The 13,101-nt window shown below is 36.3% G+C and carries 13 protein-coding genes; 12 read left to right on the top strand and 1 reads right to left on the bottom strand.

The window, feature by feature from the left end:
• Positions 1-17: 17 nt before the first annotated feature.
• The 9 genes from ACOI1D_RS06910 to ACOI1D_RS06950 all read left to right on the top strand — a co-directional run bounded on the left by ACOI1D_RS06910 (position 18) and on the right by ACOI1D_RS06950 (position 9,460).
• Positions 18-170: a hypothetical protein gene (locus ACOI1D_RS06910; RefSeq protein WP_422500326.1), complete on the top strand. Its 153-nt coding sequence runs from the start codon at positions 18-20 to the stop codon at positions 168-170.
• 196 nt (positions 171-366) lie between these two features.
• Positions 367-1,743: a tRNA uridine-5-carboxymethylaminomethyl(34) synthesis GTPase MnmE gene (mnmE, locus tag ACOI1D_RS06915; protein WP_422500328.1), complete on the top strand. Its 1,377-nt coding sequence runs from the start codon at positions 367-369 to the stop codon at positions 1,741-1,743.
• A 248-nt stretch (positions 1,744-1,991) separates the two neighbouring features.
• Entirely contained in the window at positions 1,992-3,878 is a 1,887-nt protein-coding gene (mnmG, locus tag ACOI1D_RS06920; RefSeq protein ID WP_422500329.1) for a tRNA uridine-5-carboxymethylaminomethyl(34) synthesis enzyme MnmG, read from the top strand.
• Between the two features lie 19 nt (positions 3,879-3,897).
• Positions 3,898-4,614: a 16S rRNA (guanine(527)-N(7))-methyltransferase RsmG gene (gene rsmG, locus ACOI1D_RS06925; protein ID WP_422500330.1), complete on the top strand. Its 717-nt coding sequence runs from the start codon at positions 3,898-3,900 to the stop codon at positions 4,612-4,614.
• Between the two features lie 254 nt (positions 4,615-4,868).
• Positions 4,869-5,729 carry a nucleoid occlusion protein gene (gene noc, locus ACOI1D_RS06930; RefSeq protein WP_422500332.1) on the top strand — a complete coding sequence of 287 codons (861 nt, stop codon included), beginning with the start codon at positions 4,869-4,871 and terminating at the stop codon, positions 5,727-5,729.
• 160 nt (positions 5,730-5,889) lie between these two features.
• Positions 5,890-6,663 carry a ParA family protein gene (locus ACOI1D_RS06935; RefSeq protein WP_422500334.1) on the top strand — a complete coding sequence of 258 codons (774 nt, stop codon included), beginning with the start codon at positions 5,890-5,892 and terminating at the stop codon, positions 6,661-6,663.
• Complete coding sequence (locus ACOI1D_RS06940; protein WP_422500336.1) at positions 6,644-7,477, top strand: ParB/RepB/Spo0J family partition protein; 834 nt, start codon at positions 6,644-6,646, stop codon at positions 7,475-7,477. Before ACOI1D_RS06935 ends, ACOI1D_RS06940 begins: the two co-directional genes overlap by 20 nt.
• 93 nt (positions 7,478-7,570) lie before the next feature.
• On the top strand, positions 7,571-8,731 hold the full coding sequence (locus tag ACOI1D_RS06945; protein ID WP_422500338.1) for an aminotransferase class V-fold PLP-dependent enzyme: 1,161 nt from the start codon (positions 7,571-7,573) through the stop codon (positions 8,729-8,731).
• A gap of 24 nt (positions 8,732-8,755) precedes the next feature.
• Positions 8,756-9,460: a DUF554 domain-containing protein gene (locus ACOI1D_RS06950; RefSeq protein ID WP_422500340.1), complete on the top strand. Its 705-nt coding sequence runs from the start codon at positions 8,756-8,758 to the stop codon at positions 9,458-9,460.
• Between the two features lie 564 nt (positions 9,461-10,024).
• On the opposite strand, the gene yyaC is transcribed toward ACOI1D_RS06950, so the two are convergent.
• Complete coding sequence (yyaC, locus tag ACOI1D_RS06955) at positions 10,025-10,654, bottom strand: spore protease YyaC (protein ID WP_422500342.1); 630 nt, start codon at positions 10,652-10,654, stop codon at positions 10,025-10,027.
• 89 nt (positions 10,655-10,743) lie between these two features.
• On the opposite strand from yyaC, the gene ACOI1D_RS06960 reads away from it, so the two are divergent.
• From ACOI1D_RS06960 to ACOI1D_RS06970, 3 genes are all read left to right on the top strand, one after another.
• Positions 10,744-11,763, top strand: coding sequence for a hypothetical protein (locus ACOI1D_RS06960; RefSeq protein WP_422500344.1), 1,020 nt, complete (start codon positions 10,744-10,746; stop codon positions 11,761-11,763).
• Positions 11,764-11,855: 92 nt separating this feature from the next.
• Complete coding sequence (locus ACOI1D_RS06965) at positions 11,856-12,779, top strand: mechanosensitive ion channel family protein (RefSeq protein ID WP_422500346.1); 924 nt, start codon at positions 11,856-11,858, stop codon at positions 12,777-12,779.
• A gap of 23 nt (positions 12,780-12,802) precedes the next feature.
• A complete protein-coding gene (locus ACOI1D_RS06970) occupies positions 12,803-13,006 on the top strand; it encodes a DUF951 domain-containing protein (protein ID WP_422500348.1) in 204 nt (67 codons plus the stop codon).
• The last annotated feature ends 95 nt before the right edge of the window (positions 13,007-13,101 follow it).

The following is a 13,101-nucleotide window of genomic DNA, read 5'->3' on the forward strand; positions in this document are numbered from 1 at the left end:
TACAGAAAATGATATAATTGAACATAGTTAGTAAAGAAAAATTAAAAGATGTAGCAAATATTGTTGGGGCAGCAATATTCCAAGTAGCTAGAAAAGATACGCCAGCACTTGAAAAGTCGACTGTGGCACCAGTTCCTGTGGATTATTATTATGAGGAACCGAATCTTTAAGACTGTTGATAATTAAATGTAAAAGAAAAAGATGTTTATTCACATGTGGATAAACATCTTTTTTTATGGTAAACTTTTATCTTTGTGGATAAGTTTATTTTTGGGTTAAAATGTGATATTCTATTTAGTTAGTGACGATAAACAAAATTACGCTAGTAATAGATATAAATAGATGTAGTAAAAGTAGGTGAAAGACGTGGAGACAGAAACAATTACAGCAATTTCAACACCAATTGGTGAAGGTGCGATTGCGATTGTTAGGTTAAGTGGACCATCTGCAATAGTTATTGCCAATAACTTGTTTCAAGGGAAAAATTTGGAGCAGGTTGATTCGCATACGATTCATTATGGTAAAATAATTGATCCTGAAACAAATGAGGTTGCAGAAGAAGTGATGGTTACAGTTATGCGAGCTCCAAAAACCTTCACAAGAGAAGATGTAGTGGAAATCAATTGCCATGGTGGATTAGTTTCCATTAATCGCATTTTGGAAATTTTGCTGAGCAGAGGTGCACGTTTAGCAGAGCCAGGTGAATTTACAAAACGCGCATTTCTTAATGGTCGAATAGATTTATCACAGGCCGAGGGTGTTATGGATTTAATCAGAGCAAAAACTGATAAAGCTATGTCGGTTGCTCTGAAACAAATGGATGGTAGGTTGTCGGCTTTAATCCAACGCCTTAGACAAGAACTGCTTCAAACGGTGGCACATGTCGAAGTTAACATCGATTACCCAGAGTATGACGATGTTGAAGAAATGTCTCATGAAATGATGCGGGTTAAGACAAAAGAAGTTCACGATGAAATTGAAAAATTGTTAGAAGTAGCTAAACAAGGTAAAATTTTACGTGAAGGACTTGCGACAGCTATAATCGGACGGCCAAATGTAGGTAAATCTTCTTTAATGAATACTCTTGTTCAGGAAAACAAAGCAATTGTTACAGAGGTTCCTGGAACTACACGCGACATTATTGAGGAATATGTAAATGTTCGTGGCGTACCTCTACGTCTTGTAGATACTGCTGGAATCAGAGAGACAGAAGATATCGTCGAGAAGATAGGTGTCGAACGCTCAAGGAAAGTATTGAAAGAATCAGATCTTATCTTATTTGTTTTAAATAACAATGAAGAACTAACCACAGAAGATGAAAAACTATTTGAAGCAGTATCGGGCTTAGAATATATAGTAATTATTAATAAAACAGATTTGCCTGCGAAATTGGATATCGATAGTGTTAGAACACTCTCTGAGGGAAAGCCTATTCTTACTACATCCTTAGTAGAAGAAAAAGGAATTGATGAATTAGAAAAGGCAATTGCTCAAACCTTCTTTACGGGTGAAATTGATAGCGGGGATTTAACTTATGTGTCTAACGTTAGACACATTCAGCTTTTAAAACAGGCAAAACAGGCTTTAGAAGATGCAGTAGCAAGCTTAGAAATAGCTATGCCACTTGATATAATACAAATTGATGTTACTCGAACCTGGGAGTTGCTAGGTGAAATAATTGGAGATACAGCAAGTGACAGCTTAATCGACCAGTTATTCTCACAATTCTGCCTAGGGAAATAAGAAAAGCGTAGGCTCCCGTTAGGGCTGAAACGCATAAGCAAGAGACCGAAGAGCACAAGGGTTACGTGCTCGAAGTGTCAATTGCTTATGACGCGAACCCCTGGGAGCCAAAGCTAGACAATAAGAAAAGCGTAGGCTCCTGTAAGGGGTGAAACGTATAAGCAATAGGTAGCGACAGCCATGAAAATACGTTATGGACAAAAATAAATAAATAGTAAATCGGTATAAATAAGAAAGGGTGAAAGAATATGGTATACGATGCAGGCCGTTATGATGTGATTGTAATAGGAGCAGGTCATGCTGGTGTAGAAGCAGGTATTTCTGCAGCTAAAATGGGAGCGAAAACGTTAATGCTCACACTTAATTTAGATATGGTTGCTTTTATGCCTTGTAATCCATCACTAGGTGGACCGGCTAAAGGAATTGTTGTTCGTGAAATAGATGCACTAGGTGGAGCAATGGCAAAGGTAATAGATAAAACGCATATCCAAATGCGTATGCTGAACACTGGAAAAGGTCCTGCAGTTCAGGCTCTTAGGGCTCAGGCAGACAAACCTTTATATATTAGAGAAATGAAAAGTATGATTGAGAATCAAGAAAACCTTACTTTAAGACAAGGTATGGTTGAAAAGCTTATTGTTGAAGATGGTATTTGTAAAGGTGTCCTAACCGAGACAAAGGCAGCTTATCACGCAGAAACAGTTATTATTACTACAGGAACTTTTATGCGCGGAAAAGTATTAATAGGAGATTTAGAATATGAAAGTGGTCCAAATAATCAACGCGTCTCAGTTAAGTTGTCTGAGCATCTCGAAGAACTTGGTTTTGAATTAACTCGTTTTAAAACGGGTACACCACCACGGGTTAATAGCCATACAATTGATTACTCAAAAACTGAGATTCAACCTGGAGACGATAAGCCACAAGCTTTCTCATATGAAACAACTGAGTATATTACTGATCAAATACCATGCTGGTTGACATATACAAATGAATTTACACATCAAATAATTAGCGATAACTTAAATTTATCTGCAATGTACTCCGGTATGAAACGAGGAACTGGACCACGTTACTGTCCTTCAATAGAAGACAAAATCGTTCGGTTTAATGATAAACCACGTCATCAGGTCTTTTTAGAGCCTGAAGGTCGTAATACAGAAGAGGTATATGTGCAGGGATTATCTACTTCATTACCTGAATCCGTACAACACGAATTGCTTAAAACTGTTCCAGGGTTAGAAAAGGCTGAAATCATGCGTGCAGGTTATGCCATTGAGTATGATGCGGTAGTTCCGACTCAGTTATGGCCAACTCTTGAAACAAAGAATATTCCTGGTCTTTTTACTGCAGGACAGATTAATGGAACATCAGGTTATGAAGAGGCTGCAGCTCAAGGTATTATGGCTGGAATTAATGCAGCTGCCAAGGTATTAGGTCGTGATCCATTGATTCTAGATCGGTCTCAGGCATATATTGGTGTATTAATTGATGACTTAGTTACAAAAGGTACAAATGAGCCGTATAGGTTGTTGACATCAAGAGCAGAATACCGCCTATTGTTACGTCATGACAATGCTGATTTTCGTTTAACGGAAGTAGCTTATGGTCTTGGGCTAATTACCGAAGAGAGATACAATAAATTCCTAGAGAAAAAAGCATTGGTTGAGGAAGAAAAAAGCCGTTTGTCTAAAATTACAATTAAGCCAGAAGCAAATGTGCAAGCACTTCTGGAAACAGTTAATGCAACGCCTTTAAAAGAACCTTTAAAAGCATTGGATTTACTGAAGCGACCAGAAGTTTCCTATCATCTGATTGAACAAATGGTACCTTTTGAAAAAGAATTACCAAGTGAAGTGAAAGAACAAGTGGAGATACAGATTCAGTATGAAGGCTATATCAAGAAAGCTATTGACCAGGTTGATCGAATGCTTAAAATGGAAGACAAAAAGATTCCTGATAACATTGATTACAGTGATATTAATGGTATTGCAACCGAAGCTAGAGAGAAATTAAAGAATATAAGACCACTTTCGGTTGGTCAAGCATCAAGAATATCAGGCGTCAATCCATCAGATGTATCCATTTTACTGGTTTATATTGAACAGGGAAAAATTGCGCGTATAGCTAATTAATTGTTGAGGAGATCAAACCATGAACCCAGAATTATTTGTTAAGGAACTTGAACTAAAAGGAATAAAGTTAGATGATAGACAAATAAAACAGTTTGACATTTATTTCCATACACTAGTTGAGTGGAACGAAAAAATGAACCTAACTGCTTTAACAGAACAAACCGATGTCTATTTAAAACATTTTTATGATTCAATAACTGCTGCTTTTCATTACGACTTTTCAAGCGAAGTTCATATTTGTGATGTGGGAGCTGGTGCTGGGTTCCCAAGCATCCCACTTAAAATATGTTTTCCCCATATTAATGTAACAATTGTCGATTCATTACAGAAAAGAATTTCCTTCTTAAATCAATTAGCGACAAATTTAGACATTGAAAATGTTGCATTCTATCATAGTAGAGCAGAAGATTTTGGAAAAAACAGCAAGTTCAGGGAAAAATTTGATATTGTTACAGCTCGTGCTGTTGCCCGTATGAGTGTTTTATCTGAATTGTGTTTACCTCTTGCGAAGAAAAATGGAGTATTTATTGCGATGAAAGCTGCACAAACTGCAGAGGAATTAAAAGATGCGGAAGCTGCTATTGGAATTCTTGGAGGAGAGTTAATGAATGTTCACACTTTCACTTTACCCAAGGAAGAAAGCGAGCGATCAATTATCATGATTGAAAAGAAAAGAAAAACTCCTAATAATTTCCCTAGAAAAGCAGGGGTTCCAAACAAAACACCTATAACATAGTATATGGATAAATATATTTTTCCTAATAGATATATTTTTAGCTTAAATATGGTAAAATAAGAACAGATATGTTGTTCGTGGCGGTTTTGATATAGTTTTGTTTGAGTGTTTTACATAAAGAATAACGCTAGTAACTATGGTCAGCTACAAAACAGAATCTATGAAAATAGTAAATTGTTCCACGTGAAACAATTTACTATTTGGTAGGTAGTAATTAACGAACTAGTTTTGTAAAAAAGGTGGTGTCTGATAATATGGTACGTTCTTTCAATCGAATTTTCGGGATAGGTGATAAACCGGATTCTGAGCCAGAAGAAGAAGTCTATCAACCTAATGAAGTAATACAGCTTGATATCATGAAAATAAAACCGAATCGTTTTCAACCGAGGTCCATATTCAATGAAGAAAAAATTTCCGAACTTGCACAGACAATTAAAACTCATGGTATGATTCAACCCATTGTAGTCCGTAAAATAGAAGAGGATCAATATGAATTAATTGCTGGGGAACGAAGATGGCGAGCGGTCCAAATGTTAGGATGGGATAGCACTCCTGTAATTGTACAGGAAATGACTGATACTCAAACCGCCTCAGTAGCGTTAATTGAGAATCTTCAAAGGGAAGAACTTACGGTTATAGAAGAAGCGCGTGCGTATGCAAGACTCTTGGAATTGCACGGAATAACACAAGAAGCTTTAGCGCAGAGGTTAGGGAAGAATCAATCAACTATTGCCAATAAGCTTAGATTGTTGAAATTAGATGACTCTGTCCAACAGGCCTTACTAAATAAAGATATAACTGAGAGACATGCTAGAGCATTAATAAAAGTTAAAGACAATGAGAAACAGTTAAAACTATTAAATGAGATCATTGAACATGATCTTAATGTGAAACAAACTGAAGAACGAATAGATAAGATAGAGAACAAAAATGAAGAAGTAAAAAAGAAAAAGCCTAAACTTAAAGGTGTAAATAAAGACATGAGAATTGCGGTTAACACCATTAGACAATCGTTAACGATGGTAACTGATACGGGAATTGACGTAGAAACCAATGAGGAAGACTTAGAGGATTATTATCAATTCACTATTAAGATTCCAAAAAAGAAGCAATAAATATTATTGATATTATACATCTATATTTACCCATCTTTTGCAGATGGGTTTTTTCTGCAATATGGTTAAACGATGGTTTATATAGTTTAGATAACTTTTCCCACTTTTATTGTTAATAAATGATAGAATAAATAGTATAGAATGATAGGTAGGTGACAGTATGGGTAAAATAATCGCCATGGCAAATCAAAAAGGTGGCGTAGGAAAAACCACTTCAGCCGTCAATCTAAGTGCATGCCTTGCATACTTAGACAAAAAAGTATTATTGGTAGATATAGATCCCCAAGGCAATGCAACAAGTGGGTCTGGGGTTAATAAAGCTGATGTAAACCAGTGCATTTATAATGTGTTGGTAGAAGACGTACCAGCAAAAGAAGTGATAACACAATCGGGAGTTCCAAATTTAGATATAATTCCAGCAACTATTCAGTTAGCTGGTGCGGAAATAGAATTAGTACCAACTATTTCAAGAGAAATCCGTTTGAAAAAGTCTTTGGAAGAGGTTAGAGAAGAATATGATTACATTATAATTGACTGTCCACCTTCATTGGGTTTATTGACAATCAATGCCTTGACCTCTTCTGACACAGTGTTAATTCCAGTTCAATGTGAGTATTATGCATTAGAAGGGTTAAGTCAATTATTAAATACAATCAGATTAGTTCAAAAGCATTTAAACAAAGATTTAATGATTGAAGGCGTGTTACTAACCATGCTTGATGCTCGAACAAACCTTGGTTTACAGGTGATTGAAGAAGTTAAAAAGTATTTTCAGGATAAAGTATACAACTCTATTATCCCGAGAAACATCCGTTTAAGCGAGGCGCCGAGTCACGGACAGCCCATAATTACGTATGATCCAAAGTCACGAGGTGCTGAAGTTTATCTTGAATTAGCGAAGGAAGTGATGAATAGTGGTGAGAGGGTTAGGTAAAGGCATTAATGCACTTTTTCCAGAAGTTGATGAAAAAGAAGAAACTGTCAAAGAAATACCGATAAATGAGTGTAGACCAAATCCATATCAGCCTAGAAAGACATTTCATGCAGACGCTATTGAGGAATTAAAAGATTCTATCCTCGAATACGGAATTATACAACCTCTAATCGCACGTAAGAGTATTAAAGGATTTGAAATTGTAGTGGGAGAACGCCGCTATCGTGCTGCGAAAGAGGCGGGATTAGAAACAATTCCAGTAGTTATAAAAGAGTTAACGGATGAAAAAATGATGGAAATAGCTCTGCTGGAAAACCTTCAAAGAGAAGACTTAACACCAATAGAAGAAGCTCAAGCTTATGCTAACCTTATTCGGGAACTTAAGATAACACAGGATGAACTATCCAAAAGGTTGGGTAAAAGCAGATCACATATTGCTAACTTAGTTCGTCTATTATCACTACCTGATCAAATTATCGCATATATTAATAATGGTGAACTTTCCATGGGTCATGGACGTGCATTATTAGGTATTAAAGATAATGAAAAGCTTCTTCCTTTTGTAAATAGAGTGCGAAAAGAGAAGCTGAACGTTCGCCAGGTTGAACAAATGATAATTGAAATGAACAAACAGCCAATAAAAAAGAAAGCAAAACCGAAAGCAGATATTTTCCTGCAAGAGAGGGAATCTATTCTAAGAGACCGGCTTGGAACATCAGTTTCTATTCAACGAGGTAAAAGAAAAGGTAAGATTGAAATTGAATTTTTCTCAAATGAAGATTTAGATAGAATAATTGAAGCTTTAGAATCATAGTAAGTAGATGTGAGAGACTAACATTAGCGTATCAAAGCTACGTTGGTCTCTTTTTGGGTTATATAATATATTAGTCAAGAGGTTGGTGATTAAGTGATCTATTTTGACCAGGCAGCTTCTTCTTTTCCTAAGCCGCCAAGTGTCGCAGAAGCAATGATACATGCAGTTAATTTTGTTGGGGCTAATCCGGGAAGGGGAGGTCACGCTCTTGCAAGACAGGCATCTGATATTATTAATAACACACGTGAGAAAACCGCTGAAATCTTTGGTTGTTCCGATCCGAACAAAGTCTTATTTTACCAGAATGCTACGATTGGACTGAATCAAGCAATTAAAGGGTTAACCTGGAAAGATGGTGATCACGTTATTACTACAGCGTACGAACATAACTCCATACGAAGGCCCTTAGAATATATTAAAGAACAATTGGGCGTATCTGTTACGTATATTGATACTCCTGAAGAGGCAGGCAGTGATTTGTTCATAGATGCCGTGCAGAATGCTATAGAACCGAACACTCGGCTTATAGCAATGACGCATGCGTCTAATGTAACAGGACGCATATTTCCAATTAACGAAGTAACAAAAGTTGCACAAAAAAATGATATCCTTACACTTATAGATGCGTCCCAAACAGCTGGACATATTCCAATAGATATGAAAAAACAAAGAATAGATATGTTAGTTTTTCCAGGACATAAAGGGATATTAGGACCGCAAGGGATCGGGGCGTTATTAGTCGAGGGAAATGTAAACTTGTTACCTATCCATCATGGGGGTACTGGCACTTTTTCTAACTCACCTAAACAACCTGAAAAGTGGCCGGAATACTTAGAAAGTGGAACATTAAATACCCCTGGAATAGCAGGACTTCATGCAGCTCTAGTTGAATATGAAAAAAGAAAAAAGGAAATTGTTCCACGTGAAACAATTTTATCAAACGCTCTATTTAAAGGGCTTTCTGCGATAGAAGGGGTTACATGTTACGGAACAAGTTCCGTAACATATCGCATACCAATAGTAGCCTTCAACATTGAAAACATCAATTCACAAGAGGTAAGTATGATTCTTGATTCTCACTATAATATAGCAGTTCGTGCAGGTGTGCATTGTAGTCCGCTAACGCATGAGGCATTAAAAACAACTGATCAAGGGATGGTAAGAGCGAGTTTAGGAATTTATAATACCGAGGATGAAGTAAATGAATTTATTTCAGCTATACAAGAAATTGCAGAGTCATACAAAGAAATATAATTAGTTAATATTGGAGTGAAGGGTATGGTGTTGTACGGGACGTTGTTCAATGGGGCATGTATAATTGCCGGTAGTTTACTTGGTTTATTTTTCACTAAAATTCCAGAACGTTATAAAGAGACAGTCATGCATGGAATAGGGTTAGCGGTAGTATTAATAGGCTTACAAATGGCTTTTTCTACCGAAACAATAGTTGTTGTATTGTTAAGCTTATTAACTGGTGCGATTGTTGGGGAATTCATTCATTTAGAAGAAGGTTTAAACCGACTGGGTGCCTGGATTGGAAGTAAATTCACAACGAAAAATGAAAGCTTTAGTGTTGCACAGGGATTCGTTACTGCCTCGTTAATATTTGTAATAGGTGCAATGTCTGTAATAGGTGCTTTGGATAGTGGCATACGAGGGGATCATGAAATACTAGTAACAAAAGGGATTATTGATGGTTTTGTTGCGCTTGTATTAACCACAACACTAGGATTTGGCGTAATATTTTCTGTGGTGCCAGTTATATTGTATCAAGGCTCCATTGCCCTTTTAGCTACACAAATCACCAAATGGCTACCGGAATCCTTTTTGGATGGATTTATAGTAGAATTAACAGCAGTCGGTGGGTTACTGATCGTGGCGATTGGGTTGAATTTATTAAAAATAACACAAATACGAATTGGTAATTTACTACCATCACTCGCTACCGTTATTTTCATCTACTATGTCTACCAATTGTTATAGATTCGCAAAAAGATATCACAAAGGCTTCTACTAGATAAAATAGTAGAAGCCTTTTTCTATTAGTTTTTTTTCGTAAGTTTTATTGCTTTTTATCTTCGCAGCTTGATGAAAACTGCGACATAAATGTTGTGTTGATTTCAGCTGCGGGGTCTTCAGACTCATGCTGTTCGAGGCTGCTGAAAAACTTAAATATGGTACAAAATGTGTCGATCTACCATCGCATCTTCGAATATACTTCGCTTTCCGCGGGAGAGTGCCGAGCCTCCTCGGACTACCGTCCTGCGGGGTCTCGTCGATCTCTTACTTCCCGCAGGAGTCTACGTATATTCAAGATGCTAATTGAAGTGAAAAGTTAAATTTTTAAAATCTACCGCTTTTTCAGCGGCCTCCATGCTGTTCCCGCTTGAGTCGACTGCCCAACGCTTCAATCAATCGTATATATTTTTTTTACATAATGGTCGTAAATTTAACGGTAAACAACGTCGCACTCTATAAACTTTCTATTAATAACAACAATGTATTAGAAAAGCCATCTATTAAAAGAATTAATAAAAGTATTCTTTCCTAATGTATTTTCTTTTCACCATCAATAGCATGAGCGACAACAGAAGGGGGAGTGATACAATGCTGGAGGCGTTCGTCTATCATCATTAATAGGCTAGCTAATTGTTTTGCCATGTCTACTACAAGAGATAGTCTAGTATTCTGTAAAATAGAAAACTCCATAAATCCACTAATATTAACGACTCCGGTTAGATGAATATCACCAATTGGAGGGAGTGATTTATTTAAAGCGGCTCCAGGTTTTAATGCGCCTTTCCCTAATATGATATTTCCAACAGAAGTAGATTTTCCTAAACATGCATCAACCCCAATAATAAACGGATTTCGGTGTTTGTTATGAATTAACTGAATATATGATTCAAGGTTGGTTGCGTGTACTGGTTCATGAAGTGACCCATAAACAGTTATATGTTTTGGATGATAATCTTGTAAATATGCACCAGTTAATGGACCGAGGGAATCACCGGTTGATCGATCAGTTCCGATACAAATTACCACATATTCTTTTGGCAAATTTGGTAGCCAGGAAATAATTTGCTTGCTCATAAGTTTCGTCAAGCGTGAATCTGTATAGCAAAAGCGCATGTTTTCCGGATCCTTTTCTATCACGTATTGTTTTTTTAGATTCATAGCTTATCCTCCACAAACATATTAATAGTAGTATACGACTTAAAAAGGATAACTATACGTCTATTTTGATATTAATTGGAGGAAAGCTAATGTTGAGTTCAGGCTTTAAATGGATGTTTTTAATAATTGGAACAACAATAGGGGCAGGGTATGCATCTGGTAGGGAATTATGGCAATTTTTTGGGCTTGAAAGTGGACTGGCTATAGCAATATTTTCCATATTATTTTCGGTGTCATGTGTTGTAATTATGAAGGTGGGTTACCAAAAAAAGTCTACCGACTATTTACCAGTGCTGGAGGTAATTGTGGGTAAGAAACTTACAAAGTTATATGATGTAATGGTTTTTGTCTACCTGTTTACCACCACAGTTGTAATGCTTGCTGGAAGTGGAGCAACAGGGCAGGCCTTTTACTTTTCCTATTGGTGGGGAGTTGGATTTATAGCTGTCTTACTAGTGCTTTTATTTGTAAGAGGTGTAAATAGTCTTTTAACAATAAATCAATTTATTTTGCCGATATTATTAGTAGGACTTCTTTCCGTACTTGTGTTGTTTACATTTGATCATAAGCTAGCGCTTTTTTCCAATTTGAAACACCAAGAAAACTGGAAAGCTGCATTTCCATTTACGGCATTAAATATATTGCCACTAATAGCTGTTCTAGGTGCGATTGGTAACAAAATTCAATCACAAAAGGAAATATTAGTTGCTGGTATCGGGAGCGGGTTAACGTTGGGTATTGTTTCATATATTTATAATAATAGTTTGATCCAAATAGCCGAAGAGATATTGGTTTACGAAATTCCTCTTTTTGCAATACTTAAACATTATAATTTTGGAGTATTAGTGTTTATGTCAATCATGTTGTGGTTTGCAATATTTACTACAGCAGCATCAGGGATTTTAGGATTAACTACACGGATACAGAGTTATTGGAAGTCACCTTTATGGGTAATAGCGTTGTGTTGTGTCACAGTTATGGTTCCGTTCACAATATTCGGTTTTTCGACTCTAATCAGTTACATATATCCGATATATGGCGTGTTGAATTTGTATGTATTAATGAGATTAATACTTTATCCACTATGGAATAATAAGAACATTGCTTGATCCTTTAACTGTGGGGACAAATGGTGTAATATCAACATAATAGAAACAATCTGATAGAATGAGTATAGTACTAGTTTTGGAGGAGCGTAATAGTGGACCAATTTAATAAAGACATTAATAATTTTTGGGATCAATTATCAGGGCCAGAAATTTGGACTTTAATCGGTAAAGGCTTTTTAAAAATAATACTAATTATCATAATAGCAGCTGTAGCAATTAAAGTTGGAAAGAAAGTAATTGATAAAGTATTTATGAGCAGACAACGGGGTCCATTTCGCATTACAGAGCGCAGAGAGAATACACTGAAAAAATTACTTCATAATGTCTTGACATACACGGTGTATTTTACTGCATTTATAATGATTTTAGATGAAGGCCTGGGTCTGGCAATCGGTCCATTATTAGCTGGCGCTGGTGTTGCAGGGCTTGCGATCGGTTTTGGAGCACAGAATCTTGTTCGTGACATCATATCTGGTTTTTTTATTATCTTTGAAGACCAATTTTCAGTTGGTGACTATATATTCACTTCTAATGTTGAAGGAACAGTAGAAGAAATTGGGATACGGACAACTAAAATTAAAAGTTGGACTGGTGAACAGCATATCCTGCCAAACGGAAATGTAACACAGGTAACGAATTACTCTATTCATAATGGATTAGCTGTCGTAGATATTAATATACCGTATGAAAGCGATTTTGAATCGGCTGAAAAGATTATTGAAAAAATGGCAATAGAATTACCTGATAAATATAACGAAATTATCGGAACGCCAGAGGTAATCGGAGTACAAACATTGGAACTATCGCATTTTGTAATGCGCGTAATAACAGAGACACTACCTGCTGATCAGTGGGCAGGTGCTAGAATTGTCCGAAGAGAGGTAAAAGAGCGGCTTTATAGAGAAGGCATTCAAATTCCTTCTCCACGTCTTGTCATGTATACAAGGAATGAAAGCCCAACGGCATTGGAAGTAGATGGTGAAAAGAAAAAACTTCAGGAGAGAAATGAAGACTAAGATAAGAAAGAAGGTATCATGTTATGGTAGATAAAGAATTTGCTTTAAATGATATTGTTCAAATGAAGAAACCCCATCCGTGTGGAGAAAACAGGTGGAAGATAATCCGTATGGGTATGGACGTACGAATTAAATGCCAGGGTTGTGAACATAGTGTACTAATTCCACGTAGAGAATTTAGTAAAAAAATGAAAAAAGTACTTGAAAAAGGTGAAGAGAAAAACTAGTAAATTTCTTTATTACTCGGCAATACCGGCGTTTTATATAGAAACAAAATCTAAAAATCATATTATTATGAACAGAACTGCAAAAATACGCGAGT

It is taken from the genome of Virgibacillus sp. DJP39 (assembly GCF_049310925.1).
Taxonomy (GTDB): domain Bacteria; phylum Bacillota; class Bacilli; order Bacillales; family Amphibacillaceae; genus Virgibacillus_F.